The following is a 25801-nucleotide window of genomic DNA, read 5'->3' on the forward strand; positions in this document are numbered from 1 at the left end:
ACGGCCGCCAACCCGCCTGACGGCAACGACCGCCAACCCGCCTGGCGGCAACGGCGACGGCTCGGTCGGTGGGCGGGAAAGGCCTGCGCGGGCCGCGGTCGGCCCGGACGGGCAACTGACCTGACCGAAGAAGGGCCCGAAACCGGGTCGGGCGCTCAGCGCCGGCTCGAGCCCTGCGCGGTCTGGCGTGGGATGGAGGCGAAGCCCGGTGATGCGGCGCGGCGTGGTAGGGAGCGCTCAGCCCGCCCGTCAGCGGGACGGCGGGCGGACGGAGAGCTCACGCCAGTCGCCGGGAGCGGCCAGCAGCGCGCGGACCGTGTCGAGTGCGGCTTCCTCGGAGTCGTACTCGAAGAAGTGGGAGACGCCGTCGGCGCCGCCCGCGCGCTGCTCCACGTACCACTGGTCGCCGCTCACCCGCAGGTAGACGTCCTTGCGGGCGACGCGGCCCCACTTGCCGTTCCACCAGTGCTTACGCTGCTCCATCCCGGCAGCGTATCGAACATCTGTTCGAGACGCGCCGAGTGGGGATGATCTTTTTGGTCGTGTCAGCGGGGCGGTTCCTGCTGGTGACGGCCCGGAGCGTCGGGGTGACCGGGCGTTCCGGAGACGAGGGCGTCGCGGATCTGGGTGAGCAGGACGATGTCCTCGGCCGGGGCCTTCGGCGGCGGCTCCTCGCCGCGGCGGCGACGCTCGGCCAGGATGTTGAGGGGCAGGACGACGAAGAAGTAGAGCACCGCCGCGGTGATCAGGAAGGTGATCAGCGAGTTCAGGAACGTGGCGTAGTCGAAATCGACGCCGCGAACCTTGAACTTGCCGGCGTCGAGCCCGGTGCCGCCGCCCAGGAGCTGGATGAGCGGCTTGATGAAGCCGTTGGTGAAGCCGGTGACGACCCCGGTGAAGGCAGCACCGATCACGACGCCGACGGCGAGGTCGACGACGTTGCCCCGCATGATGAAGTCTTTAAAGCCTTGCAACATCTTGTTCACAAGCTCTCCCGCGCACGCCGAAATATCAGTCCGGCCGCAGGTGCCCACGACCGGTCGGCGACAAACTATCGCCGACCGGGACGATCCAGGAAGGGCGGATCAGTCGAGCGCCGGCTCCTGCGCGGTGACCGCCTCGTCGACCGTGGGGTAGGTGCGCAACACCTCGACGAGACCGCTCACCTCGAGGATGCGCAGCACGCCGCGCTGCGGTGCGGCCAGGCGGACGGTGCCGCCGGCGTCGTCGGTGCTGTTCTTGGCCCGGACGAAGACCGAGAGCCCGGTGGAGTCGCAGAAAGACACCTCGGCCAGGTCGAAGACCAGACGGGTGCGCCCCTTCTCCAGCAGGTCGCTGATCTGGTCCTGAAGCTGGGGCGCGGTGGCCATGTCCAGCTCGCCCGCGACCGACACGACGACCATGTCGGCGCGCTGTTCCGTTTGTACCGTCAGAGACATTCAGGACCTCCAGTTATGTGCAGAACGGTACTCCAAGAGGCGGGCAGCGCGCAGAACGGGGCGTGTCTCCGCGACCCCGTCCTTATACAGCCCACAGTATTTGGCTCACAGCAAGCATTCGACCTGGCGATGGTAAAGTCCCGCCCGTTGCAGAGCGAGACCCATAGTCGGGAGGCAGCGGTGACGCTGAGTGCGGATGAGGCGGCCCGCTTCGCCGCTCTGGTGGACGAGCACCAAGAAGCCCTGGTGACGGCCTGGACCGAGCGTGTGGCCTCCACGTTGCGCGGCCGGCTGAGCCATGCGGAGCTCCAGCGGCAGAACGGTGAGCTTCGGCGCGGCTTTCAGCAGGCGCTGGCCGGCTCGGCCCAGGACCTCGCGGCTGAGCCCGCGGCCGAGCTGCGCGCTCAGCTCGCCGAGCTCTCGTCGACGCGGGCCCGGCAGGGCTTCAGCGCCACCGAGACGGCCGTCAGCATCTTCGCCTTCAAGGACGCCGTGCTGAACGCCTTCGACGGGGTGAATGTCCGCGACTACGTGGCCTTCTCTTCTTTCGTGGACGAGGCGGCGCTGTTCACCTTCGACAGCTACGTCCGGGTCCGCGAGGAGCTGATCGCCGACCAGGCCGAGCAGCTGCTCGAGCTCTCCACCCCGGTGGTCAAGCTGTGGGAGGGCGTCGTCGCCGTCCCGCTGGTGGGCACGCTCGACTCGGCCCGCGCCCAGGTGGTGATGGAGCGGCTGCTGCAGACACTGGTGGACACCGGCTCGCCGTACGCGATCATCGACATCACCGGTGTGCCGGCCGTCGACACCCAGGTGGCGCAGCACATCCTCAAGACCGTCGTGGCCGCCCGGCTGATGGGCGCGGACTGCATCATCTCCGGCATCCGCCCGCAGATCGCCCAGACCATCGTCGCGCTCGGCATCGAGTTCGGCGACATCGCCACCAAGTCCTCCCTGGCCGACGCGCTGCGCTACGTGCTCGCCAAGGCGGGCCAGAACAAGCAGTCCAAGCAGTCCAAGCGCCGGGAGCCCTGACGTGGAACGCGTTCCGGTTCTCAAGATCGGCGACATTCTCCTCGTCTCGATCCAGATCGACATGGAGGACCAGGTCGCCCTGCAGCTGCAGGAGGACCTGGCCGACCGGATCGTCGCCACCGGCTGCCACGGCGTGGTCATCGACATCAGCGCCCTGGACATCGTCGACTCCTTCGTCGGCCGCACCCTCGCCACGATCGCCGCGATCTCCAAGGTGCTCGACGCCGACACGGTTGTCGTCGGCATGCGCCCCGCGGTCGCGATCACGCTCGTCGAGCTGGGCCTGTCGCTGCCCGGCATCCGCACGGCGCTCAACGTCGAGCTCGGCATGGAGCTGCTGGCCCGGGAACGCGCCGACTACGACGACGAGGAGGAGGACGCGGACGGCGAGGACGGCGCCGAGACGCCCGCGGTATTCACCTCGTGAGCGAGCAGGGCCAGCGGATCGAGGTCGTCACCGACCAGGATGTCGTCCGGGTCCGTCAGCTCGTCCGTACGCTCGCCGTCGCGGTCAAGCTGTCGCTCGTCGACCAGACCAAGATCGTCACGGCGGCCAGTGAGCTGGCGCGCAACACGCTCGTCTACGGCGGTGGCGGGTGGGTCGAGGCGACTTCGGTCGACAACGGCCGGCGCAAGGGCATCCGCATCGTTTTCGCCGACCAGGGCCCGGGTATCGCGGATCTCGACCTGGCCTTCACCGACGGCTACACCACCGGCGGAGGGCTGGGTCTCGGCCTGAGCGGCGCCCGGCGGCTCGTCGACGAGTTCGACATCGTCACCGCGGTCGGCGAGGGTACGACCATTACCGTGACCAAGTGGTGCCGATGAGCGGAGGCGCGGTGGCGTCGTTACCCGAGGGACTTCTCGACGGGGGAGTCTGGTTCCGGGTCGAGGCCGCGCCGACCGCCTCGGCGGTCCGCCGCACCGCCGAGCGGCTCGCGGTCGAGCTGGGCATGCCCGAGCGGCCCACGGCCGACCTCTCGATCGTCGCGGCCGAGATGGCGGGAAACCTGGCCAAGCACGCCGATCAGGGCGTTCTGCTGCTGCGGGCGGTACGGACGGCCGAGCAGGCGGGCGTCGAGCTCGTCGCGGTCGACAGCGGGCCGGGCATGGCCGACACGGCCTACTCGGTGGGGGACGGGCATTCGACCGCCGGCACCCTCGGCATCGGGCTGGGTGCGATCGTGCGCCAGGCCTCCCGGTTCGACCTGTACTCCGTACCGGGAAAGGGCACCGTCCTGGCTGCTCAGGTCTGGCCCTCCGAGCCCCCGGCAGCCCCCTGGGCGGCCGGGGTGACCCGGCCGCTGACCGGCGAGCCGGTCAGCGGTGACGCCTACGCCGTTCGCGACGCCGAGGGCCGTCGCCAGGTGATGATGTGTGACGGTCTGGGCCACGGCGGACTGGCCGCGGCGGCCGCGAACGAGGCGGTCCGCGCGTTCCAGGAGGCGCCCCCCGGCTCGCCGGCCGCCGTGCTCGACCTGATGCACCGCCGGATGAGCCACACGCGGGGCGCCGCCGTGGCCGTCGCCGAGCTCGACCCGGACGCGGGCCTGGTGCGGTACGCCGGTCTCGGCAACATCAGCGGCACCGTGATCCCGCCGGTCGGGCCGCGGCGGGGCATGGTCTCGCTGCCCGGCATCGCCGGCCACCAGCGTCGCCAGATCCGCGAGTACGACTATCCGATCACTCCGGACGCGGTGGTGCTCATGCACTCCGACGGCGTGGTCGACCGGTGGACCCCGGCCGACTATCCGGGCCTGTTCACCCACTCGCCGCTGGTGATCGCCGCGACCGTGCTGCGCGACGCCGGGGTGCGCCGCGACGATGCGGGCGTGCTCGTGGCCCGGCTGCCATGACCCCGGAACCGGAACCGGAACCGGAGCCGCTGATGCGCATGCGGCTGCGCGTGGAGCAGGACATCTTCGTGGCGCGCCAGCTCGGTCGCGAAGTGGCCCGGGACGTCGGCCTGGAGCAACAGGACCAGACCCGGCTCGCGACCGCTTTGAGCGAGGTGAGCCGGGTGGTCCTGGCCGATGGTTCCGATGCCGATGTGACGTTCACGGTGCGCCCCGAAGGGGTACGCATGGCGCTCCGGGTGACAGTCCAGCAGTCGTCCCCCGGGGACGGGCAGCTGGTGCGGGGAGACCTCGCACATGTTGGCCGCTTAGTGGACAAGATGGAGGTCGAGAGCGATGAGACCGGTACGGTCGTGTGGATGGCTCGACGTTTGCCGGCCGGCGCGCCGCCGCTGACCCCGGAACGGATGGACGAGATCCGTGCCGGGCTGAGTCGGCACGTCCCCAGCAGCCCCATCGACGAGTTGCATGTGCAGAACCAGCAGCTCATCGCCGCTCTCGACGAAGTGCGCTCGCAGCGCGACGAACTGGCCCGGCTCAATGCCGAGCTCGAGGAGACCAATCGCGGCGTCATGGCGCTCTACCACCAGCTCTCCGAGGAGCTGGAGGAGACGAACCGCGGCGTGGTGGCGCTCTATGCCGAGCTCGACGACAAGTCCGTGCAGCTCGCCGCGGCCAGCGAGGCGAAAAGCCGGTTCCTGGCCAACGTCAGCCACGAGCTGCGCGCCCCGGTCACGGCGATCATCGGGCTCAGCCGCCTGCTGGCCGACGACGGCTCCGACCCGCTCACCACCGACCAGGAACGCCAGGTCGAGCTGATCCGGGGTTCCGCGAGCGACCTGCTCACGCTGGTCAACGATCTGCTCGACCTGGCCAAGGCCGAGGCCGGGCGGATCGAGCCGACCTTGGCCGAGGTCGATCTGCGGGCGACGTTCGGCCAGTTGCGGGGCACCCTGCGGCCGCTGGCCACCCGGCCCGAGGTCGAGTTCCGGATCGACGAGCCCGCCGTGGCGTCGATCCACTCCGACGAGGTGCTGATCACGCGGGTGCTGCGCAACCTGCTCACCAACGCGCTCAAATTCACCGCCGAGGGCGAGGTGCGGCTCACCGTGCGCGAGGTCGGCACCGACCTCGAGTTCATCGTCTCGGACACCGGCACCGGCATCTCGCCCGAACTGCACGAACGCATCTTCGAGGAGTTCTATCAGGTGCCGGGCAGCAAGTCGCTGAGCGGCAAGGGCACCGGTCTGGGTCTGCCCTATGCGCGCCGGCTGGCCACCATCCTCGGTGGCGCCCTGCGGGTCGACTCCACGCCGGGCGAGGGGAGCACCTTCACCTTACGGTTGCCGGCGTCATGAAGGCGGCCACCGTCCTCGTCGTGGACGACAGTGCGACCAAGCGCTATCTGCTGGTCAGCTGGCTGACCCGGGCCGGCTTCACGGTGCATCAGGCCGAAACCGGCGGCGAGGCGTTGCGGGTGCTGCCGGGCTCCGACGTCGAACTCGTGGTCCTCGACGTCAAGCTGCCCGACATGAGCGGTTTCGACGTCTGCGAGAGGATCAAGACCGATCCCGTGTACGGGTCCTTGCCCGTCATTCACGTGTCGGCCCACGCCGTCGACGTCGTCGACCGTACGCAGGGCCTGAACCGGGGCGCCGACGCCTACCTCGTGGAGCCGATCGAGCCCGACGAGCTGATCGCCACCGCCCAGGCCGTGCTGCGCTACTACTCGGCCCGGCGGCGGGCCGAGTCGCTGGCCGAGCGCATGGTCCGGCTGGCCGAGGCGACCCTCGCGATCAACACCTCGACCACGCTGACCGGTCTGCTCGAGGCGGCGGCGGCCGGTGCGCACCAGATCTTCGGCGGTCCGGCCGTGGTGCTCACCGAGACGGCCGAAGGCGAGGGCGTGGCCGTGGTGGGCTCACCCCCGGCCGTACGCCCGTGGGCCCTCCCGCCGGAAAGCGTCGCGGTCGGCTCGGTGGTGCGCACCGACGACGCCGCCAACTGGGACGTCGTCACCTGGCCCGAGGGCGAGTCGGTGACGGTCGCCGCCGCGAGGCTCCGCCCGGATCGGCCGCCGGTCTATGTCGCCGTGCCCACCAGCAGCCAGAACCCGGGCTTCCCGGTGCTGCGCCAGCTCTCCCAGACGGTGGCCGCAGCGGTCGAGGCCCAACGCTCGTACGACGAGGAGCACCGCATCGCGGTCACCCTGCAGCGCAGCCTGCTGCAGTCGCGACTGCCCGAGGTGCCCGGGGTCGAGCTCGCGATGCGCTACGAGCCGGCGGGCGCGCAGACCGAGGTGGGCGGCGACTTCTACGAGCTCACGATGCTCGACGGCCGGCTGCTGGTGGCGATCGGCGACGTCGCCGGCCACTCGTTGCACGCCGCCACGGTGATGGCCGAGGTGCGGCACGCCGTCCGGGCGTACGCGGTGGAGGGCCATCCCCCGGGCACCGTGCTCAAGCTGGTCAACCACTTCATGCGAACCGTGCTGCCGGCCGACTCGGCCACGATCTGCCTGCTCACCCTGGAGCCGGCGACCGGCGAGGTGCGGATGGCCAGCGCCGGGCACCTGCCGCCGCTGCTGCACACCGACGAGGGTGTCCGCTACATCGAGCCGCACGGCCCGCTTCTCGGCATCAACGCGCCCCGCCCCGGCGACTTCGACTTCGTGCTGCCGCCGGGCGGGACGCTCGTGCTCTACACCGACGGCCTGGTCGAGCGCCGGGACGCCGACATCGACGTCGGCCTGGCCGCATTGGCCAAGGCGGCCTCGACGGTCGAGTCCAACCTGGACGCCTTCACCCGCCGGCTGATGACCGAGCTCGGCGGCGCCGGGCACCAGGCGGACGACACCGCCATCGTCGCCCTGCGCCGCTGCCCGGGCTGAGCCGCTAAGCCGTCAGGCCGACGACGTCGAGGGTCCAGGCCAGGACGAAGGCCTCTTCCTTCCAGGCGTCGTAGCGGCCGCTCGGGCCCGCGTGGCCGGCGCCCATCTCGGTCTTCAGCAGATAGTCGCCGTCGGGAGCCACGGCCCGCAGGCGGGCGACCCACTTGGCCGGCTCGTGGAAGCCCACCCGGGTGTCGTTCAGGCTGGTCATGGCCAGGATGCGCGGGTAGGGGAGCTTCGCGACGTTCTCGTACGGGCTGTACGACTTCATGTACGCGTACACGTCGGCCGATTCGATCGGGTTGCCCCACTCCTCCCACTCGGTGACCGTGAGCGGCAGCGACGGGTCGAGGATGGTGTTGAGCGGGTCGGCGAACGGCACCTCGGCGACGATGCCGGCGAACTCCTCCGGAGCGAGGTTGGCAACCGCGCCCATCAGCAGGCCACCGGCCGAGCCGCCCCGGGCGACCAGCCGCTGCGGCGACGTCCAGCCCTCGCGCACGAGCGCCTGCGCGCACGCCACGAAGTCGGTGAACGTGTTCCGCTTGGCCAGCAGCTTGCCCTCCTCGTACCACCGCCGGCCCATCTCACCGCCGCCGCGCACGTGCGCGATGGCATAGACGACACCGCGGTCGAGCAGCGAGAGGCGGGCGATCGAGAAGTACGGGTCGATGCTGGTCTCGTACGAGCCGTAGCCGTAGAGCAGCGCCGGGGCGGTGCCGTCGCGGGGCGTGTCCTTGCGCGCGACGACCGAGATCGGCACCCGCGTGCCGTCCGGCGCCGTCGCCCACTCGCGGAACTGCTCGTAGTCGCCGGGCTCGTAGCCGCCCAGCACCGGCCGCTGCTTGCGAAGCACCATCGAACGGGTCACCAGATCGACGTCGTAGACCGAATCGGGGGTGACCATCGAGGCGTAGCTGATGCGCACGGTCGCGGTGTCGTACTCGGGGTTGCCCGCCAGGCCGACGTTGTAGATCGGCTCGGGGAACTCCATCTCGTACGAGTCGGTGCTGCCGTCGCCCATCACCCGCAGCGCGGTCAGGCCGTCGCGCCGCTGCGAGATCACCAGGTGCCGCGTGAAGGCGTCGACCGACTCCAGGCGCGTGCCCGGCTCGTGCGGGATCAGCTCGATCCAGTCGCCGGGAGCGTCGGCCGACGTGTAGGCCAGGGCGAAGTCCTCGGCGTCACGGTTGTGCAGCACGAGGAAGCGGTGGCCGTGGTGCTCGATGGAGTATTCGACGCCGTGCTCGCGCGGGGCGATCACGACGGGCTCGGCCTCGGGCGTCTCGGCCGGAATGACCCGTACCTCGGAGGTGATCTTGCTCGACGCCTCGATGACGAGGAACTTCTCGCTGCGGGTGAGCCCCACGCCGACCCAGAAGCGCTCGTCGGGCTCCTCGAAGACGATCACGTCCTCGCCGGCCGGGCGGCCGATCCGGTGGCGCCACACCCGGTAGGGGCGCCAGGCCTCGTCGACCGTGGTGTAGAACAGCGCGCTGCCGTCGGCCGACCAGGCGCTGCCGTAGGACGTGCCGGGCACCTCGTCGGCGAGCACCTCGCCGGTGCGCAGATCCTTGACGCGCAGCGTGAACCGCTCGTCGCCGGCGAAGTCGGTGGAGTAGGCCAGCCAGTTGCCGTCGACGCTCAGGTCGAAGGTGCCCAGCGCGAAGAAGTCCTTGCCCTCGGCGAGCGCGTTGCCGTCGAGCAGCACCTGCTCACCGGCCGGCTCGCCGGCGTCGATCGAGGGCGGGTCGGTCTCACCCGGGCGGACCGGCACGCGGCAGGAGATGCCGTACTGCTTGCCCTCCTCGGTGCGCGTGTAATACCAGTACCCGCCCTTGCGGCTGGGCACCGAGAGGTCGGTCTCCCGCGTCCGGCTCTTGATCTCGTTGAAGATCGTGTCCCGCAGCCCGCTGAGGTGCGCCGTCGCCCGGTCGGTGAAAGAGTTCTCAGACTCCAGGTAGGCGACCGTCCGGGGGTCGTCCTTGTCGATCAGCCACGCGTACTCGTCGGTGACGGTGTCGCCGTGAAAGGTGCGCTCGTGGGTGCCCTGCTCGGCGGTGGGTGGGCTGTCGGCAATCGGGTTTGTCACCGGCCCTACGTTACCGGGCGGTCCGGTTTCCCCGACTTCTTTACTTCTTGCGGGCCGGACCTCGGCTATTCGAACACGTGTACGATATGCCAGAGTGGACGATCTTCGGCGGACACGACCTTCGACGACGTGGAGCAGGGCGTGAGTGATCGCGACGGGACTGATGGTGTTCGCGGCGGGACCGATCAGGTGCTCAGCGCGCTTGTGGACATCTGCGGGCCCGACTACGCGCGCGTCGCCCGGTCGATCGACACCGTCGGTGGCCGTCGGGTGGGTCATGTCGCGGTGCCGGCCACCCCGCCGGCCGTCGCCGACACGCTGCGCCTGGCCGCCGAGCGGGGGCTCCGTTCCCGTACGCGCGGCAGCGGCTCCAAGCTCGGCTGGGGTAAGCCCGGCGACCCTGTCGACCTGCTGATCGACACCGGCCGGCTGAATGGTCTGTGGAATCACGACGTCGGCCGGGGCACGGTCGAGGTGGCCACCGGCACACCGGTCCGGGCGCTGCAGGCCGCGCTGGCACTGCAAGGGCAGCGGCTGCCGGTCGATCCGCCGTCCCGCACGGCCACCGTCGGCGGCGTGCTCGCGGTGAACGAGTCGGGCCCGCTGCGCCATCGATCCGGCCCGCCGGCCGCGTGGGTGACCAGCGTGGCCTACGTGGATCGGGACGGTCGGATCGCCGAGTCCGACGGCGAGGACGGGCGCCCCGGGCTGGCCGAGATCGACGGCGTGATCACCGCGGCGGCGCTGCGCCTCGAGCCGCTGCCCCAGGCCCGGCGCTGGGTCGGCATCACGCTGCCCACCCCGCTGCAGCTGGGCGAGCTGACCGGTCCGGCCGGCGAGCTCGAGCCCAGCGCGATCGAGGTCGATCTGCCGGCCGGCGGCCGGGGCGGCACCCTGGCCGTGCTCTTCGAGGGTCTCGAGGCGTCGGCCGTCGAGCGGGCCGAGCGGCTGGCCCTGGTGTGGGGCGCCGGGGCGGTGGTCACGCCGATCGCGCCGCCGTGGTGGGGCACCTACCCGTTCGGGCGCGACGACGTGGCGCTGCGGCTCGCGGTGTCGGCCGCCGATCTGCCCGCGATGCTCTACGCGCTGGGCGACGCGGCCGGCGGCCCGGTGCCGGTGCGCGGGTCGGCCGGGCTCGGCAGCGTGCACGCCGTGCTTCCCGGCCGGGTGGAGCCGGCCCGGGTCACCACGATCATCGACAGCTTGCGGCACGTGCTGCTGGCCCGGGGCGGCCGTGCCGTCGTCGTGTCGGCTCCGCCCGAGCTGGCCCGCGAGATCGAGATGGCGGGCCGGCTCGACTTCTTCTGACCGGCCGGCCGGGCGTCGGTCCGTGGGCGCGTCGGTTCGCGGCGCGTCGGTCGGCAGGGCGGCGGTTCAGTGCCGCCCGGCGGCCCGGGTCAGTGCAGGACGGCGTAGCGGTGGTCGGCCACCGGGTGCCGGCCGGGCAGGGGCTCGTTGCCGACGGCGTAGGTCAGGTAGGCGAAGCGGCCGATCTGCGCGGTGCCGGTGAGAGCCAGGTGCTGCGCCGTCAGATGGCGGGGCAGCAGCGGGGCGCCGCCGCCCAGCACGACCGGCGCGATCCCGAGGATGATCTCGTCGAGCAGGCCCTGGTCGACGAACTGTCCGACCAGGTCGCCACCGCCCACCAGCCACACGTTCTTGCCCTTGGCGGCCACCAGCATCGCCTCGTGCACGCGCTTCACGTCACCGCTGACCATGAAGATGTTGGCGTCGGGGACCAGCGGCAGCTCACGGTTGGCGAAGACCCAGCACGGGGCGTCGCCGTAGAGGTCGTGCCAGTTCTGCGGCTCGGCCAGCACGTTGTCGTTCTTCAGCACCCATTCGTAGGTGTTCGCGCCCATGGCGAACGCGCCGACCCCCGCGAAGAAGCCGCCGAAGGGGTTCTCGTTGCCCCCGTCGACGTCGAAGAGCCACTCCAGCGAGTTGTTCTCGTCGGCGATGAAGCCGTCGATGCTCGTCGCCGTGTAGTACTGAGTTTTCGCCATGACAAACACCATGCCACGAAATAGTCGGGCGAAAGGGGCGATTTGCCGGGTCAGGCGTCGTTGCGGAGCACCAGGATCGCGATGTCGTCGCGAGGTTCCTCGACCGAGAAGTTGATCGTGGTCGAGCGCAGCCGGGCGGCCATCACCTCGGCCGGATACCCGGCCAGTGGCCCGGCCGCGTCGCGCAGGCGGCCGGTGCCGAAGAGCTCGCGCCCGCGCCGGCGCTCGGTCACGCCGTCGGTGTAGAAGATGAGCGAGTCGCCCGGTTGCAGCCGCACCTCGACGTCGGGCGAGGTGATCGACTCGAGCAGGCCGAGGGCCGTGCCCCCCTCGCCGACGAAGGCTGTCTTGCCGTCCGCGTGCACCAGGACCGCGCGGTCGTGACCGGCCAGGTGCAGGCCGACCTTGAGTACGCCGTCCGTCGCCCGGCTGACCTCGGCCATCGCCAGCGTGCAGTAACGCCCGCCGCCCCGCTGGACCAGCGTCTTGTTGACCCGGCAGAGGATCTCGGTCATCGGCTTGCCGTCGTCGACGAGGATGCGGATCACGTCGCGTACGAGACCGGTCACCGTGGCCGCCTGCACCCCCTTGCCCGAGACGTCGCCGACGACGACCACCCACGTGTCCGGCCCGGAGGGCACGACGTCGTAGAAGTCACCGCCGACCTCGGAGCCCGTCGGCACGTACTCGGCGGCGAAGCCGATGCCCTCGACCTTGGGCAGCGCCGGGGGCAGCAGCGAGGCCTGGAGCGTCCGGGCGACCTTGTGCCGCTCGTCGTGGATGCGGGCGTTGTCGATCGCCAGGGCCGCGCGCCGGGCGACGTCCTCCAGCACCGCCACCTCGTCGGCGTCGTGCCGGATGCGGTGGTGCCGGCCCACGGCGAGCGTGCCCAGCCGGGTGCCCCGGGCGACCAGCGGCACCGCGAAGCCCTCGGTCGGCGCGCCCAGCATCACCTGGGTGCCGAGGCGCGACGCCTCCTCGAGCCGGGCCAGGATCGCGTCGGGGCCGGTCTCGGCCAGCGTCTCGTGCAGCTGGGGCAGCATGGCCTCGTCGGCGTGGGTGGCCGCCGCGAGCTGCAGCCGGCCCCACGCGTCGGTGGTGTGGACCGCGCACCACTGGCCCAGTCGCGGCACCACGAGCTGCGGGATCAGGGCCATCGTGAGGTTGACGTCGAGCGACTGGGCGAGCAGCTCGCTCGCCTCGGCCAGGAACGTCAGCCAGGCCTGGCGGCGCAGATCGGTGCGGCGCAGGCGGTCGTTCTCCAGATACAGCGAGAAGCGTTCGGCGACCAGCGTGGCCAGCGGCTGGGCGTAGCCGATGGGGGAGGCGTCGAGCTCGAGCTCGCCCGAGTAGGGCCGCTGCATCGACAGCGGCACCCGGATCGTGTCGGCGTCGTCGCGCGGCGCCCGGCCGTAGCGGGCCAGCAGCTGGCGGCCGCCGCCGTCGCCGCGGTCGAGCCGGATCACCCCGCCGGCGGCGCCGGTCAGCCGGGCCAGCTGGGCGAGCAGATCGGCGGCGAACTCGGCCACCCCCTCCTCGGACTGCCGCTCGGGGGTGACCTGCAACAGCGTGGAGAGCGCGCCGACGCTCGGGGTGCCCGTCTCGATCGCGTTCACCGCCGCCGGCACGACCGCCGAGGACGTCCCGGCGGATTCGCCCTCGAGCCGGAACCAGACCCCCTTGCCGGTGCCCTCGTGAACCGTGCCCCACCGGCGGGCGAAATGATCGACCAGCAGCAGGCCACGCCCGCGCTCGGCGACCTCGCCGATGTCGACGCTCTCGTTGCGCGGGCCGACGGCGAGCTGCTCGACCGGGCCGGGCGCGAAGTCGGTGACCGTCACGGTGAGCCCGCTCGGGTCGGCTCGCACCTCGATGTCGAGCTCGGTGTTCGCGTGCACCACCGCGTTGGTCGACAGCTCCGTCGTCAGGAGCAGCGCCTCGTTGAGCAGGGAATCGAGCCCGGCCTCCTCGAGCACGGAGCGCACCAGGGCACGCGCCGCCGCGGGGGTGCGCCGGTCGTTGGGCAGCCGGACGCGGCGGAGCAGTCCACCCGCCGGGGTGTCCGAGATCGCATCGGCCTCCACTGACACGCATGCATCCTCTCCTGTCGGTGGGCCTGTGCACAAAGTCGTCTCTCGCATTGACCCGGTCGGGCGAGAGAGGATGGGGGGCCCACCAAGGATGGACAGCGAGTGAGGACAGCATGACCGCGGCCAAAGAAGCCAGCGTCGGCATGCCCGACGACACCGCAGTGCTCGGCGAGCTCGCCGAGGCCCTGCGGCGCGTTCGCCGTGGCGACCTCAAGGTGCGGCTGCCCCGCCGCAGCGGGTTGCCCGGCGAGGTCGCCGACGCGTTCAACGAGGTGGTGTCGCTGCAGGAGCGGCAGAATCTCGACTTGAGGCGGATCAGCCGGATCGTCGGCCGCGACGGCCGGCTCACCGAGCGCCTGGACGACGAGGGTCTCGACGGCGCCTGGGCCGACAGCGTGCGATCGGTCAACGCGCTGATCGACGACCTGGGCCGCCCGACGACGGAGATCTCCCGCGTCATCGTCGCCGTCGCCGAGGGTGACCTGTCGCAGCACATGGCCCTGGAGATGGACGGGCGACCCCTGCGGGGTGAATTCCTGCGCATCGGCCGCACCGTCAACACCATGGTCGACCAGCTGTCGTCGTTCGCCGACGAGGTGACCCGGGTGGCCCGTGAGGTGGGCACCGAGGGCGAGCTGGGCGGCCAGGCCGACGTCCGCGGCGTGGCCGGCACCTGGAAGGACCTGACCGACTCGGTCAACACGATGGCGTCGAACCTGACCCACCAGGTGCGCTCGATCTCCCAGGTGGCGACGGCCATGGCCCGGGGCGACCTGTCGCAGAAGATCACGGTCTCCGCCCGCGGTGAGGTGGCCGAGCTGGCCGACACCATGAACGGCGTGACCGACACGCTGCGGCTCTTCGCCGAGCAGGTGACCCGGGTGGCCCGCGAGGTGGGCACCGAGGGCAAGCTGGGCGGCCAGGCCGAGGTGCCCAACGTGGCCGGCACCTGGAAGGACCTCACCGACTCGGTGAACTCGATGGCGTCCAACCTGACGAGCCAGGTGCGCAACATCGCCCAGGTCTCGACCGCGGTGGCCAAGGGCGACCTGTCGCAGAAGATCACGGTGGCCGCGCAGGGCGAGATCCTGGAGCTCAAGGACACCGTCAACACGATGGTCGACCAGCTGTCGTCGTTCGCCGACGAGGTCACCCGGGTGGCTCGCGAGGTGGGCACCGAGGGCCGGCTGGGCGGTCAGGCCCAGGTCCGCGGGGTCTCGGGCACGTGGCGCGACCTCACCGAGAACGTGAACCAGCTCGCGGCCAACCTGACCGACCAGGTGCGGAACATCTCGCAGGTCTCCACGGCCGTGGCCAAGGGTGACCTGTCGCAGAAGATCACGGTCGACGCCCGGGGCGAGATCCTCGAGCTGAAGAGCACCATGAACACGATGGTCGACCAGCTGTCGTCGTTCGCCGACGAGGTGACCCGGGTGGCCCGCGAGGTGGGCTCCGAGGGCAAGCTGGGCGGTCAGGCCCAGGTCCAGGGCGTCTCGGGCACGTGGCGCGACCTGACCGACAACGTGAACTACATGGCGTCCAACTTGACCAGCCAGGTACGCAACATCGCCTCGGTCACCACGGCCGTGGCCAAGGGCGACCTGTCGCAGAAGATCACGGTCGACGCCCGCGGCGAGATCCTCGAGCTGAAGTCGACCGTCAACACGATGGTCGATCAGCTGTCCTCGTTCGCCGACGAGGTGACCCGCGTGGCCCGCGAGGTGGGCACCGAGGGCAAGCTCGGCGGTCAGGCCCAGGTGCGCGGCGTGGCCGGCACCTGGCGCGACCTGACCGACAACGTCAACTCGATGGCCTCCAACCTGACCGGCCAGGTGCGCAACATCGCCCAGGTCTCGACGGCCGTGGCCAAGGGTGACCTGTCGCAGAAGATCACGGTCGACGCCCAGGGCGAGATCCTCGAGCTCAAGAACACCGTGAACACGATGGTCGACCAGCTGTCGTCGTTCGCCGACGAGGTGACCCGGGTGGCCCGCGAGGTGGGCTCCGAGGGCAAGCTCGGCGGTCAGGCCCAGGTGCGCGGCGTGGCCGGCACCTGGCGCGACCTGACCGACAACGTGAACTACATGGCGTCCAACCTGACCGCGCAGGTGCGCAACATCGCCTCGGTCACCACCGCCGTGGCCAAGGGCGACCTGTCGCAGAAGATCACGGTCGACGCCCGGGGCGAGATCCTCGAGCTCAAGGACACCGTCAACACGATGGTCGACCAGCTCTCGAGCTTTGCCACCGAGGTCACCCGGGTCGGCCGCGAGGTCGGCGTCGAGGGCAAGCTCGGCGGTCAGGCCCAGGTCAAGGGCGTTTCCGGTACGTGGCAGGACCTGACCGACAACGTCAACCAGCTCGCCTCCACGCTGACCATCCAGCTGCGCGCGATCGCCGAGGTGTCCACCGCTGTGACCCGGGGCGACCTGACCCAGAGCATCGCGGTCGAGGCGCAGGGCGAGGTTGCGGAGCTCAAGGACAACATCAACCAGATGATCGTCACGCTGCGCGAGACGACCAAGGCCAACGCCGAACAGGGCTGGCTCGACTCCAACCTGGCCCGGATCGGCGGCCTGCTGCAGGGCCAGCGGGATCTCGGCGAGGTCTGCCGCATGATCATGACCGAGGTGACCCCGCTGGTCGACGCCCAGCTGGGCGCGTTCTTCCTGGTCGACAATGAGCAGGCAGTCATGCGGCTGCGCCTGGCCGCCTCGTACGGCTATGTCGCCCGCAACCACGAGGTGACCTTCGGGCCGGGCGAGGGGCTGGTCGGCCAGGCCGCCGTCTCGCGCCGCACGATCCGCGTGCGGGCCACCCACGACGGCATCCTGACCATGCGTTCCGGCCTCATGTCGATGCCGCCCAACGACCTGGTCGTGCTGCCGGTGCTGTTCGAGGGCGAGATGCTCGGCGTGATCGAGTTCGCGTCGGTGGCCACGTTCTCGGGCCTGCACCTGACGTTCCTCGAGCGGCTCGTGTCCACGATCGGGGTCGCCCTCAACACCATTCAGGCCAACCGGCGTACGGAGGAACTGCTCTCGCAGTCGCAGCGGCTGGCCCGCGAGATGCAGGACCAGTCGGCCGAGCTGCAGCGCACCAACGCCGAGCTCGAGGACAAGGCGCAGCTGCTGAGCGAGCAGAAGGCCAACATCGAGACCAAGAACCGCGAGATCGAGCAGGCCCGGCGCGGCCTGGAGGAGAAGGCGCAGCAGCTCAGCCGGGCCAGCGCGTACAAGTCGGAGTTCCTGGCCAACATGAGCCACGAGCTCCGCACGCCGCTGAACTCGCTGCTCCTGCTGGCCCGGCTGCTGGCCGACAACCCCGAGAGCAACCTGACCGGCAAGCAGATCGAGTTCGCCCGGACGATCCACAGTGCCGGCTCCGACCTGCTCTCGCTGATCGACGACATCCTCGACCTGGCCAAGATCGAGGCGGGCCGGATGGACGTCGAGCCCGACCAGGTCGAGTTCGAGGACGTCCGCAGCTACGTCGAGCAGGCCTTCGCGCCCCAGGCCAACGAGAAGGACCTGGAGTTCCGGGTCTGGCTGCAGCCGGGGCTGCCCGAGTCGATCCTCACCGACCCGCAGCGCCTCCAGCAGATCCTGCGCAACCTGCTCTCCAACGCGGTCAAGTTCACCGACAGCGGCTCGGTCACGCTGAGCATCTTCGGCGCCCCGCCCGAGACCGACTTCGACGTGCCCGCGCTGGCCGGCGCCCGTCAGGTGATCGCGTTCGCGGTGACCGACACGGGCATCGGCATCAGCGACGAGAAACTGGCGATCATCTTCGAGCCGTTCCAGCAGGCCGACGGCACGACCACCCGCAAGTACGGGGGCACCGGCCTGGGCCTCTCGATCAGCCGCGACCTGGCCGCCCTGCTCGGCGGCACGATCGTGGTCTCGTCCCGGCCGGGCGAGGGGTCGACGTTCACGCTCTACATGCCGGACGCGCTGAGTGCCGAGGCGATCTCGCCGCTGAGCCTGCCCACGCTGCCGTCGGCGACGGTGGTCGTGCAGCCGGCCGCCGCGCCCATCGACATGCCGCTCATGGAGCTGCCGGTCATGCACCACCACGCCGACCTGGAAGGTCACGTGGTCAGCCCGGCCAGCCGGCAGCTCGACGGCGCCACCGTGCTGATCGTCGACGACGACGTGCGCAACGTCTTCGCGCTGACCAGCGCGCTCGAGATGCACGGGCTCAACGTTCTCTACTCCGACAACGGGGTCGACGGCGTCCGCCTGCTGGGCGAGCACCCCGAGGTCGACATCGTGCTGATGGACGCGATGATGCCCGACCAGGACGGCTACGAGACCACTCGCGGCATCCGGCGCAACCAGCGCTTCCAGGATCTGCCGGTAGTCTTCCTCACGGCTAAGGCGATGCCCGGCGACCGGGAATCGGCTCTGGCCGCCGGGGCCAGCGACTACATCACCAAGCCCGTCGACCTGGACGAGCTGATCGAGCTGATGGCCCGCTGGGTGAACGCGGACAAGGCGATCGAGCCCGGCCGGGACTGAGCCGGGTCCGGTCCGGTGGACCTGATCTGTTCGAGACAGCCGACGGAAAGGACGGGGTGTGGCTGAGCGCGCGAAGGCCCTGCTGGTCGACGACCGCAGGGACAACCTGCTGGCGCTGGAGGCGATCCTGCAGGGCCTGCCGGTGACGGCGGTGGCCGTCGAGAGCGGCGAGGCCGCGCTCAAGCAGCTGCTCACCGACGATTTCGCGGTGATCCTGCTCGACGCGCAGATGCCCAACATGGACGGCTTCGAGACGGCCAGCCACATCAAGCGGCGCGAACGCACCCGGCACGTGCCGATCCTGTTCCTCACCGCCGCCGACCGCGATGCCCAGCTCGCGCTGCGGGGCTACGCGGTCGGCGCGGTGGACTACCTGACCAAGCCGTTCGACCCGTGGGTGCTGCGGGCCAAGGTCAATATCTTTGTCGAGCTCTGGAACAAGACCCAGCAGCTCAAGGCCCAGGCCGAGGCGACCCGTGAGCGCGAGGCGCAGTGGCAGCGGCTCACCGAGACGGTCGACGAGGCGGCCCGGGTGCTGCGGGCCGGCGGCGACGAGGCCGGCGCCGAGGCGCTCGCCCTGCTCGAGAAGGCCCGCTGGGGCAGCTGAGGCTCAGACGTTGGCGTACGGCGTGAGCGCGTCCGAGAGAAGCTGCCGGAGCACCGACTTCGGGCGCGCCCCGACCAGCCGGCGCGTCACCACGCCGTTCTGGAAGATCAGCAGTGTCGGCAGCGACATGATCCCGTACTCCCGGGCGGTGCCGGGGTTCTCGTCGGCGTTCAGCGTGGTGATGAGCAGCCGTCCGGCGAACTCGGGCTGCAGCTCGGCCAGCGTGCGCGCCATCGGCCCGCACGGCGGGCACCACTCGGCCCAGACGTCGACGACGACCGGCATCCCGGCATCGCTGAGCGACGACGCGATGGTGGCATCGGTCAGGGCGGGCAGATCTGTGTGCGGCATGGCGACTCCCGGAGTGCGACGGCCTCGTCCAACTGGGCGCGCAGCTGCTGCCGGAGGTCGGTGAGCTGCCCCAGAAAGCCGTCCACTTCGGCCAGCTTGCGGCGCAGCACCAGCACCGAGTCGGGACAGACGTGACCCGACTGGTTCCCGGCCCGCAGACACGCGACGAAGGGCCGGATGTCCTCGATGCCGAAACCGGCCGCCAGCAGCGACCGGATCTCCCGCACCACGCGCAGTTCGGCGTCGTCGTACTGCCGGTAGCCGTTCGCGTCCCGGCCGGCCCGCACGAGCCCCTGCTGCTCGTAGTAGCGCAGCGTCCGCGGGCTCGTCCCGGCCCGCGTCGCCAGCTCACCGATCAACATCCCGGTGTCCCCTCGTCGTCGCCGACGCTAGGCCTTGACACCGGCGTCAAGGCAAGGCCGCCACAGATCTGAAGCAGCCGGAGGTCTCAGGCAGTGCTGCTGATCATCAGCGCGCTGCGCAAACCGGTGATGTCGAGCACTCGCAGCAGGAAGTCGCCGACGTTCGTCAGCGACAGGACAGAACGGGCATGTTGCGCCTTGCGGCTGAGTACGACGAGCGTGCCGAGGCCTTGCGAATCACAGAAGGTGACACCGGCCATGTCGAGCACGATGCGGGCCGGCGGCTCGATCAGCGTCTCGTTGACCAGCGTCGACAGGTTCGTGACCGTGAGCACGTCAATCTCCCCGGCGAGGTGGAAGATGACCTCGTCGGGTGCTTGCTCAACCGTGATCGACAGCTCGGGTCGTTCCACCGGGACAGCCTATCGCCTGTGCGCTTGTTCGGCCTGTTGGGCGCGACCGTACCGGGGCGTTCCCGACATCGCCGGATGACACCTCGCGTCATCCTCGGGTGATGTGAGGAACCCTCTTGAGATTCCCGCCGGACCGCGCTGACACAATGGGAGCTGCTGTGACCACCTCATACCGCCCCGAGGGCCTCCCCTACCCGGAGGACGCCCCGGCATCCCAGGCCCTTTTCGACCGCGCCCAGGCTGTTGTGCCCGGCGGGGTCAATTCACCCGTGCGTGCGTTCCGAGCGGTCGGTGGCACGCCCCGTTTCATGGCCCACGGCTCCGGCGCGTGGCTCACCGACGCCGACGGCCGCCGCTATGTCGACCTCGTCAACTCGTGGGGCCCGCTGATCCACGGTCACGCCCATCTCGAGGTCATCGCCGCGATCCAGTCGGCCGCGACCCGGGGCACCAGCTTCGGCACCCCGACGGCGGGCGAGGTCGACCTGGCCGAGGAGATCGTCCGGCGTACGCCCGTCGACGAGGTCCGCCTGGTCAACTCGGGCACCGAGGCCACCATGTCGGCGATCCGCCTGGCCCGGGGCTTCACCGGGCGTTCCAAGATCGTGAAGTTCGCCGGTTGCTACCACGGGCACGTCGACGCGCTGCTGGCCGCGGCCGGCTCCGGCGTCGCCACGCTCGGCCTGCCCGACTCGCCCGGCGTCACCGGCGCCGCCGCGAGCGAGACGATCGTGCTGCCCTACAACGACGTCGCCGCGGTCGAGGAGGCCTTCCGGCGCGACGGCGGCGAGATCGCGGCGATCATCACCGAGGCCGCGGCCGGCAACATGGGCGTGATCGCCCCGCTCGACGGGTTCAACCAGCGGCTGGCCGAGATCGCCCACGCGGCCGGCGCCCTGCTCATCGTCGACGAGGTGATGACCGGCTTCCGTGTCTCGGCGGGCGGCTGGGCCGGGCTCGACCCGGTCGACGCCGACCTGTTCACCTTCGGCAAGGTGATGGGCGGCGGCCTGCCGGCGGCGGCGTTCGGCGGCCGTCGCGAGATCATGTCGCGGCTGGCCCCGGCCGGTCCCGTCTATCAGGCCGGCACTCTCTCGGGCAACCCGCTGGCCTGTGCGGCCGGGCTGGCCTCGCTGCGGCTCGCCGACGAGGCCGTCTACAAGCGCCTCGACGAGCTGTCCGCGACCGTCGGCGCGCTCGCCGCCGACGCGCTGACCACCGCGGGCGTGCCGCACCGGCTCTCGTTCGCCGGCAACATGTTCTCGATCTTCTTCACGGAGTCCGAGGTGGTCGACTACGAGTCGGCCCGGACCCAGGACGCGGGCGCGTTCAAGGCGTTCTTCCACGCGATGCTGGCCCGCGGCGTCTACCTGCCGCCGAGCGCCTTCGAGTCGTGGTTCGTCTCGACCGCGATCGACGAGGAAGCGCTGGAACAGATCGCGTCGGCGTTGCCTTACGCGGCGCGCGCCGCGGCGGGGGGAGAACTGTGAGCGAGCCGACGAGAACCACCGTCCACGTGATGCGGCACGGCGAGGTCTTCAACCCCGACCAGGTCCTGTACGGGCGCCTGCCCGACTTCCACCTGTCTGAGCTCGGCAAGCAGATGGCCGTGGCGGCGGCCGAGTCGCTGGCCGGGCGCGACGTCACCCACGTGGTGGCCAGCCCGCTCGACCGCGCGCAGGAGACCGCCGTACCGATCGCCGCGGAATTCGACCTCAAGATCGCCAGCGACGTCCGGCTGATCGAGAGCTCGAACTACTTCGAGGGCAAGAAGGTCTCGGTCGGCGACGGCGCGCTCACCAATCCGCGGCACTGGTGGGTGCTGCGCGACCCGATCACCCCGTCCTGGGGCGAGGCCTACCTGGTCATCGCGCAGCGGATGTTCGCCGCGGTGCAGGCGGCCCGGGTCGCCGCCGAGGGTCACGAGGCCGTCTGTGTGTCACATCAGCTGCCGATCTGGACGCTGCGGCGCTATATAGAGAAGAAGCGTTTGTGGCACGACCCCCGTCGCCGGGAGTGCGCGCTGGCCAGCATCACGTCGTTCCGCTTCGAGGACTCCAAGGTCGTCGGCATCGACTACGCCGAGCCCGCCGCCCACCTGGTGGCCCTCTCCGCGACAGCCAAGACCGCCAAGGGAGCTTGACCATGCGCCGCCTCGCCGCTGTCCTGGCCGCCGCCGTGCTCACGGCCGGTGTCCTCGCCGGATGCGGCGGGGAGGACAACTGGGCCGAGAAGTGCACGACGGCCAACGGCGTGGTCGAGTGCGCACCCGATCAGCGGACCGCGGTCAAGCCGGTCAGCGGCGAGCTGCTCGACGGCGGCAAGTACGACCTGAGCCAGGATCTCGGCAAGGTCGTCGTGGTCAATTTCTGGGGCTCGTGGTGCGCGCCCTGCCGGGCCGAGGCCGACGACCTGGAAAAGACGTACCAGGCGACCAAGGCCAAGAACGTCACGTTCATCGGCGTCAACTCGCGGGACGACCGGGACGCGGCCCGTGAGTTCGAGCGCGGCCGGGTCACCTATCCGAGCCTCTACGACTTCGACGGCCAGGTCGGCCTGCAGTTCGATGTCACGCAGGTCAGCACCCCGGCCACCCTGATCATCGACCGGCAGGGCCGCATCGCCGCCGCGGTGCGCCAGGCCACCACGATCACTCAACTGCAGCCGCTGGTGGAAAAGGTGGCCGCGGAGGGGAACGGCTGATGAGCGACAGCTTCGCCTCGATCGCCGGCACCGGTCCGCTGCTGCTGGCCATCGGGGTCGCCGTGATCGCCGGCCTGGTCAGCATCCTGTCGCCGTGCGTCCTGCCGCTCGTGCCCGGCTACCTGTCCTACGTCACCGGTCTGGCCGGCTCCGACCTGGACGCCGGATCCCGGAGCCCGGAGCCGGTCGAGGGCGGCGGGGTGGGGACGCTGACCAAGCCGGCCGTACGGACCGCGGGCACCGGTCGCGTGCTGGCCGGCACCAGCCTGTTCGTGCTGGGCTTCATGGTCGTGTTCACGCTGCTCACCACGGCGGCCGCCAAGCTGGGCTTCCTGCTGCGCCACCAGGACGCGCTCAACCTCGTCCTGGGCGTTCTGATCATCCTGCTCGGGGTCGCCTATCTGGGCTGGATCCCCGGTCTGCAGCGGGAGGCCCGGATCACCCGGCTGCCCGCCGCCGGGCTGCTCGGCGCCCCGGTGTTCGGCGCGATCTTCGCCTTCTCCTGGATCCCGTGCGTCGGCCCGACCCTGGGCGCGGTCATCCTGCTGGCCACCACCTCGGGTCAGACCGACCGGGCGGTGATCCTGGCCGTGGCGTACAGCCTGGGTCTGGGCATTCCGTTCGTGCTCTTCGGTCTGTTCTTCCGCAAGCTGCTCGGGGTCTTCCGGGCCGTCCGCCGCAACAGCCGCTGGATCACCCGGATCGGCGGCGTGCTGCTCATCCTGGTCGGGCTGGCCCTGGTCACCGGTGGCTGGAACCACTTCCTGGTGTGGCTCAAGGTCACCTTCGACTTCGGGGGGACCGTGCTGTGACCGTTGTCGAGCAACGCCCGGCCGCCCCGGCTGCGCCGCCGCCGCGCCGCACCAACCGGCTGTGGGCCCTGCTGCGCAACTCCTGGCGGCAGCTCACCAGCATGCGTACGGCTCTGGTGCTGCTCTTCCTGCTGGCGATCGCCGCCATCCCGGGCTCGATCTTCCCGCAACGCGCGGTCAACGCCGAGCGGGTGACGCAGTACTACCAGGCGCATCCCGATCTGGCGCCGTGGCTGGAGCGTCTCGGCGGCTTCGAGGTCTACGCGTCGCCCTGGTTCGCCTCGATCTACCTGCTGCTCTTCACGTCGCTGATCGGCTGTGTCGTGCCCCGGCTGCTCGACCACGTGCGCGCGCTGCGGATGGCGCCGCCCGAGGCGCCCAAGCGTCTGGAACGACTGCCCGAGCACGCCGAGCCGTTCCCGCGCGCGGGCGAACCGGCCGAGGTCGCCGCGAGCGTCGCCCGCGACCTGCGCCGCCGCCGGTGGCGCACCAAGGTGCGCGAGGCCGAGGACGGCAGCTGGACCGTCTCGGCCGAGAAGGGCCACCTCAAGGAGTCCGGCAACCTGCTCTTCCACTTCGCCCTGCTGGCTGTGCTGATCGGCGTCGGCTTCGGGCACTGGTACGGCTGGCACGCCAACCGGCTGCTGGTCGGTGGCAACGCTTCGGGCTTCTGCAACACGCTCACGCAGTACGACGACTCCACGCTCGGCCCCCGGGTGCAGCCGGCCGACCTGCCGAACTTCTGCCTCAAGCTGACCGACTTCGACGCCACCTTCCAGAGCACCGGCCAGCCCAAGACCTTCCTGGCCACCGTGCAGGTGACCCAGGACGGCGGCCCGGCCGAGACCCGGAAGTTCACGGTGAACGACCCGCTGCGGCTGGGCGACGCCAACGTCTATCTGCTCGGGCACGGCTACGCGCCGGTCCTCAAGTACACCGACCGCTTCGGCGTCTCGCAGACCAAGGTCGTGCCGTTCCTGCCGATCGACGCCATGCAGACCAGCGAGGGCGTCGCCCAGTTCCCCGACGTCAACATCGACCCGAAGACCGACAAGCGGGACTCCACACTCCAGATGGGCTTCGAAGGCCGGTACCTGCCGACCGCGCCCACCGACGGCCGGGCCACCTCGGCGTTCCCGGCCGAGGACAACCCGATGCTCTACCTGACGGCCTACCGCGGTGACCTCGGCCTCGACGTCGGCACGCCCGGCTCGGTGTATTCGCTCGACCAGGGCCAGCTCGCCTCGGGTGAGCTCAAGAACGTCAGCGGGACACGTCCGCACGCGCTCAAGCTGGGCGGCACCTGGACCCTGGACGACGGCACCAAGCTCGAGTTCGTCGGCACCCGGCCGTTCGCCACCCTGTCCGTCCGGCACGACCCGACCCAGGGGCTGGTGCTGGCCGGCGCGGTGCTCGGCCTGATCGGGCTGATGCTCTCGCTCGGCGGCCACCGGCGCCGGGTGTGGTTCCGGGCGCGGAGAAATACCGACCTGACAGGTTCGTCGGCGAGCTCCGGCGGTACGTTGTTGGCGGCCGGTGGCCTGCCGCGCACCGACTATCCCGGTTTTCCGGACGAGTTCAAGGCTGTGGTGAAGGCCGCCGAGGAAGGGACGCCCTGATGGCGGAGTTGTCCAACCAGTTGATGGCGGCGGCCGTCCTGGCCTATCTGATTGCGATGGTCTGCTACGCGGGCGAGTACGCGTTCGGCAAGCGCAGCCGCATCGGCCGCGCGGCGATCCGGCCGGTCGAGGCCAAGCAGCTCGTCGGCGCGGGGGCCACTGTTCCGGCAGACACTGTTCCGGCGGACGCTGTTCCGCCCGTCGTCGTCGAGACGTCGGAGACGCCGGCCGGGCGTGACCGCGGCGAGCTGGTCGGCCGCATCGCCGTCGGCGTCAACGTCCTCGCCGTGCTGCTGCACCTCGGCGGTCTGGTCACGCGCGGAGTCGCGGCTGACCGGATGCCGTGGGGCAACATGTACGAGTACATCCTGTCGACCACGTTCATCGCGTCGGCGGTCTGGATCGGGGTCGTGCTGGCCCGCCCGGCCGTGCGTCACCTGGGCCTGTTCGCCTCGCTCGCGCTGGTCGTCATGCTCGGCGCGGCCACCATGATCGCGTACACCCCGGTCGGCCCGCTGGTGCCCGCGCTCAACTCGTACTGGTTCATCATCCACGTGTCGACGATCATCATCGGCTCGGGCATCTTCCTGATCGGCGCCGTGCCGGCCGCGATGTTCCTCATCCGGAACGGGTACGACGAGGGCAAGCGCAAGTTCCCCTACACGCTCGGTAAGCACGTGCCCGCAGCCGTGACGCTCGAGCGGCTGACGTTCCGCTTGCACGCCTTCGCCTTCCCGCTGTTCACCTTCGGCGCGCTGATCGCGGGGCCGATCTGGGCCGAGGCGTCCTGGGGCCGCTACTGGGGCTGGGACCCCAAGGAGGTCTGGGCGTTCATCTCCTGGGTCGTCTACGCCGGCTACCTGCACGCCCGGGCCACGCCCAGCGTGAAGCGCACGGTGGCCACCTGGATCGCGCTGCTGGGCTTCGTGACCATGTTGATGAACCTGTTCGGCGTCAACCTGTTCTTCGAGGGCCTGCACTCGTACGCCAACGCGGGCTGACGCCCCGG

24 protein-coding genes are annotated in these 25801 nt (G+C 70.6%); 15 read left to right on the forward strand and 9 right to left on the reverse strand.

The features are described 5' to 3' along the window. Positions 1–249: 249 nt before the first annotated feature. From HJC40_RS17325 to HJC40_RS17335, 3 genes are all read right to left on the reverse strand, one after another. Positions 250–483 carry a hypothetical protein gene (locus tag HJC40_RS17325; protein WP_250002151.1) on the reverse strand — a complete coding sequence of 78 codons (234 nt, stop codon included), beginning with the start codon at positions 481–483 and terminating at the stop codon, positions 250–252. A gap of 62 nt (positions 484–545) precedes the next feature. Then, positions 546–977 (reverse strand): large conductance mechanosensitive channel protein MscL, encoded by a 432-nt coding sequence (gene mscL / locus HJC40_RS17330; protein ID WP_250002483.1) that lies wholly within the window; start codon positions 975–977, stop codon positions 546–548. Positions 978–1085: 108 nt separating this feature from the next. Then, positions 1086–1439: an STAS domain-containing protein gene (locus HJC40_RS17335; protein WP_127500198.1), complete on the reverse strand. Its 354-nt coding sequence runs from the start codon at positions 1437–1439 to the stop codon at positions 1086–1088. Between the two features lie 180 nt (positions 1440–1619). Here HJC40_RS17335 and HJC40_RS17340 point away from each other — a divergent pair, with 180 nt between their 5' ends. From HJC40_RS17340 to HJC40_RS17365, 6 genes are read left to right on the forward strand one after another with little or no spacing between them, the layout of a single operon-like run. Then, complete coding sequence (locus tag HJC40_RS17340; protein ID WP_250002152.1) at positions 1620–2471, forward strand: STAS domain-containing protein; 852 nt, start codon at positions 1620–1622, stop codon at positions 2469–2471. A gap of 1 nt (position 2472) precedes the next feature. Continuing rightward, complete coding sequence (locus HJC40_RS17345; RefSeq protein WP_250002153.1) at positions 2473–2898, forward strand: STAS domain-containing protein; 426 nt, start codon at positions 2473–2475, stop codon at positions 2896–2898. Next, complete coding sequence (locus HJC40_RS17350; protein ID WP_250002154.1) at positions 2895–3299, forward strand: anti-sigma regulatory factor; 405 nt, start codon at positions 2895–2897, stop codon at positions 3297–3299. Before HJC40_RS17345 ends, HJC40_RS17350 begins: the two co-directional genes overlap by 4 nt. Continuing rightward, positions 3296–4327, forward strand: a complete 1032-nt coding sequence (locus HJC40_RS17355) for a SpoIIE family protein phosphatase (RefSeq protein ID WP_250002155.1) — start codon at positions 3296–3298, stop codon at positions 4325–4327. The genes HJC40_RS17350 and HJC40_RS17355 overlap by 4 nt, the downstream gene beginning before the upstream one ends. Before the next feature lie 38 nt (positions 4328–4365). Further along, positions 4366–5685: a sensor histidine kinase gene (locus HJC40_RS17360; RefSeq protein WP_250002484.1), complete on the forward strand. Its 1320-nt coding sequence runs from the start codon at positions 4366–4368 to the stop codon at positions 5683–5685. Continuing rightward, positions 5682–7217, forward strand: a complete 1536-nt coding sequence (locus tag HJC40_RS17365; RefSeq protein WP_250002156.1) for a SpoIIE family protein phosphatase — start codon at positions 5682–5684, stop codon at positions 7215–7217. The genes HJC40_RS17360 and HJC40_RS17365 overlap by 4 nt, the downstream gene beginning before the upstream one ends. A gap of 4 nt (positions 7218–7221) precedes the next feature. Here the strand turns inward: HJC40_RS17365 and HJC40_RS17370 are convergent, their stop codons facing one another. After that, positions 7222–9297: a S9 family peptidase gene (locus tag HJC40_RS17370; protein WP_374272173.1), complete on the reverse strand. Its 2076-nt coding sequence runs from the start codon at positions 9295–9297 to the stop codon at positions 7222–7224. Positions 9298–9450: 153 nt separating this feature from the next. On the opposite strand from HJC40_RS17370, the gene HJC40_RS17375 reads away from it, so the two are divergent. Further along, on the forward strand, positions 9451–10617 hold the full coding sequence (locus HJC40_RS17375; RefSeq protein WP_250002158.1) for an FAD-binding oxidoreductase: 1167 nt from the start codon (positions 9451–9453) through the stop codon (positions 10615–10617). A gap of 89 nt (positions 10618–10706) precedes the next feature. Here HJC40_RS17375 and HJC40_RS17380 read toward each other — a convergent pair whose 3' ends face one another. Both HJC40_RS17380 and HJC40_RS17385 read right to left on the reverse strand, forming a co-directional pair. Next, positions 10707–11315, reverse strand: coding sequence for a dihydrofolate reductase family protein (locus tag HJC40_RS17380; RefSeq protein WP_250002159.1), 609 nt, complete (start codon positions 11313–11315; stop codon positions 10707–10709). Positions 11316–11365: 50 nt separating this feature from the next. Then, a complete protein-coding gene (locus tag HJC40_RS17385) occupies positions 11366–13405 on the reverse strand; it encodes a SpoIIE family protein phosphatase (protein ID WP_250002160.1) in 2040 nt (679 codons plus the stop codon). A 113-nt stretch (positions 13406–13518) separates the two neighbouring features. Between HJC40_RS17385 and HJC40_RS17390 the strand changes: the two genes are divergently transcribed. Continuing rightward, on the forward strand, positions 13519–17925 hold the full coding sequence (locus tag HJC40_RS17390; RefSeq protein WP_250002161.1) for a HAMP domain-containing protein: 4407 nt from the start codon (positions 13519–13521) through the stop codon (positions 17923–17925). 58 nt (positions 17926–17983) lie between these two features. Next, positions 17984–18532: a two-component system response regulator gene (locus tag HJC40_RS17395; protein ID WP_250002162.1), complete on the forward strand. Its 549-nt coding sequence runs from the start codon at positions 17984–17986 to the stop codon at positions 18530–18532. Positions 18533–18535: 3 nt separating this feature from the next. Here the strand turns inward: HJC40_RS17395 and HJC40_RS17400 are convergent, their stop codons facing one another. The 3 genes from HJC40_RS17400 to HJC40_RS17410 all read right to left on the reverse strand — a co-directional run bounded on the left by HJC40_RS17400 (position 18536) and on the right by HJC40_RS17410 (position 19658). Beyond that, on the reverse strand, positions 18536–18883 hold the full coding sequence (locus HJC40_RS17400) for a co-chaperone YbbN (RefSeq protein ID WP_250002163.1): 348 nt from the start codon (positions 18881–18883) through the stop codon (positions 18536–18538). Further along, a complete protein-coding gene (locus HJC40_RS17405; RefSeq protein WP_250002164.1) occupies positions 18856–19245 on the reverse strand; it encodes a MerR family transcriptional regulator in 390 nt (129 codons plus the stop codon). Before HJC40_RS17405 ends, HJC40_RS17400 begins: the two co-directional genes overlap by 28 nt. Before the next feature lie 86 nt (positions 19246–19331). After that, a complete protein-coding gene (locus HJC40_RS17410; protein ID WP_250002165.1) occupies positions 19332–19658 on the reverse strand; it encodes an STAS domain-containing protein in 327 nt (108 codons plus the stop codon). Positions 19659–19804: 146 nt separating this feature from the next. Between HJC40_RS17410 and hemL the strand changes: the two genes are divergently transcribed. The 6 genes from hemL to ccsB are packed head-to-tail and all read left to right on the forward strand — an operon-like array spanning position 19805 to position 25793. After that, a complete protein-coding gene (gene hemL / locus HJC40_RS17415) occupies positions 19805–21148 on the forward strand; it encodes a glutamate-1-semialdehyde 2,1-aminomutase (protein WP_250002166.1) in 1344 nt (447 codons plus the stop codon). Between the two features lie 29 nt (positions 21149–21177). Then, a complete protein-coding gene (locus tag HJC40_RS17420; RefSeq protein ID WP_250002485.1) occupies positions 21178–21801 on the forward strand; it encodes a histidine phosphatase family protein in 624 nt (207 codons plus the stop codon). Continuing rightward, positions 21798–22361: a TlpA disulfide reductase family protein gene (locus HJC40_RS17425; protein ID WP_374272029.1), complete on the forward strand. Its 564-nt coding sequence runs from the start codon at positions 21798–21800 to the stop codon at positions 22359–22361. The genes HJC40_RS17420 and HJC40_RS17425 overlap by 4 nt, the downstream gene beginning before the upstream one ends. Then, positions 22361–23173, forward strand: coding sequence for a cytochrome c biogenesis CcdA family protein (locus HJC40_RS17430; protein ID WP_250002168.1), 813 nt, complete (start codon positions 22361–22363; stop codon positions 23171–23173). Before HJC40_RS17425 ends, HJC40_RS17430 begins: the two co-directional genes overlap by 1 nt. After that, positions 23170–24792, forward strand: coding sequence for a cytochrome c biogenesis protein ResB (locus HJC40_RS17435; protein WP_250002169.1), 1623 nt, complete (start codon positions 23170–23172; stop codon positions 24790–24792). The genes HJC40_RS17430 and HJC40_RS17435 overlap by 4 nt, the downstream gene beginning before the upstream one ends. After that, positions 24792–25793 (forward strand): c-type cytochrome biogenesis protein CcsB, encoded by a 1002-nt coding sequence (ccsB, locus tag HJC40_RS17440; protein WP_250002170.1) that lies wholly within the window; start codon positions 24792–24794, stop codon positions 25791–25793. The genes HJC40_RS17435 and ccsB overlap by 1 nt, the downstream gene beginning before the upstream one ends. The last annotated feature ends 8 nt before the right edge of the window (positions 25794–25801 follow it).

The organism is Actinoplanes sp. M2I2 (assembly GCF_023544445.1).
In the GTDB taxonomy this organism is placed as follows: domain Bacteria; phylum Actinomycetota; class Actinomycetes; order Mycobacteriales; family Micromonosporaceae; genus Actinoplanes.

Coding starts and splice junctions, on each gene's coding strand:
- HJC40_RS17420 (WP_250002485.1), top strand. CDS start 21,178: ATGCGGCACGGCGAGGTCTTCAACCCCGACCAGGTCCTGTACGGGCGC.
- mscL (WP_250002483.1), bottom strand. CDS start 977: ATGTTGCAAGGCTTTAAAGACTTCATCATGCGGGGCAACGTCGTCGAC.
- HJC40_RS17405 (WP_250002164.1), bottom strand. CDS start 19,245: ATGTTGATCGGTGAGCTGGCGACGCGGGCCGGGACGAGCCCGCGGACG.
- HJC40_RS17380 (WP_250002159.1), bottom strand. CDS start 11,315: ATGGCGAAAACTCAGTACTACACGGCGACGAGCATCGACGGCTTCATC.
- ccsB (WP_250002170.1), top strand. CDS start 24,792: ATGGCGGAGTTGTCCAACCAGTTGATGGCGGCGGCCGTCCTGGCCTAT.
- HJC40_RS17400 (WP_250002163.1), bottom strand. CDS start 18,883: ATGCCGCACACAGATCTGCCCGCCCTGACCGATGCCACCATCGCGTCG.
- HJC40_RS17355 (WP_250002155.1), top strand. CDS start 3,296: ATGAGCGGAGGCGCGGTGGCGTCGTTACCCGAGGGACTTCTCGACGGG.
- HJC40_RS17365 (WP_250002156.1), top strand. CDS start 5,682: ATGAAGGCGGCCACCGTCCTCGTCGTGGACGACAGTGCGACCAAGCGC.
- hemL (WP_250002166.1), top strand. CDS start 19,805: ATGGGAGCTGCTGTGACCACCTCATACCGCCCCGAGGGCCTCCCCTAC.
- HJC40_RS17325 (WP_250002151.1), bottom strand. CDS start 483: ATGGAGCAGCGTAAGCACTGGTGGAACGGCAAGTGGGGCCGCGTCGCC.
- HJC40_RS17360 (WP_250002484.1), top strand. CDS start 4,366: ATGCGGCTGCGCGTGGAGCAGGACATCTTCGTGGCGCGCCAGCTCGGT.
- HJC40_RS17430 (WP_250002168.1), top strand. CDS start 22,361: ATGAGCGACAGCTTCGCCTCGATCGCCGGCACCGGTCCGCTGCTGCTG.
- HJC40_RS17390 (WP_250002161.1), top strand. CDS start 13,519: ATGACCGCGGCCAAAGAAGCCAGCGTCGGCATGCCCGACGACACCGCA.
- HJC40_RS17335 (WP_127500198.1), bottom strand. CDS start 1,439: ATGTCTCTGACGGTACAAACGGAACAGCGCGCCGACATGGTCGTCGTG.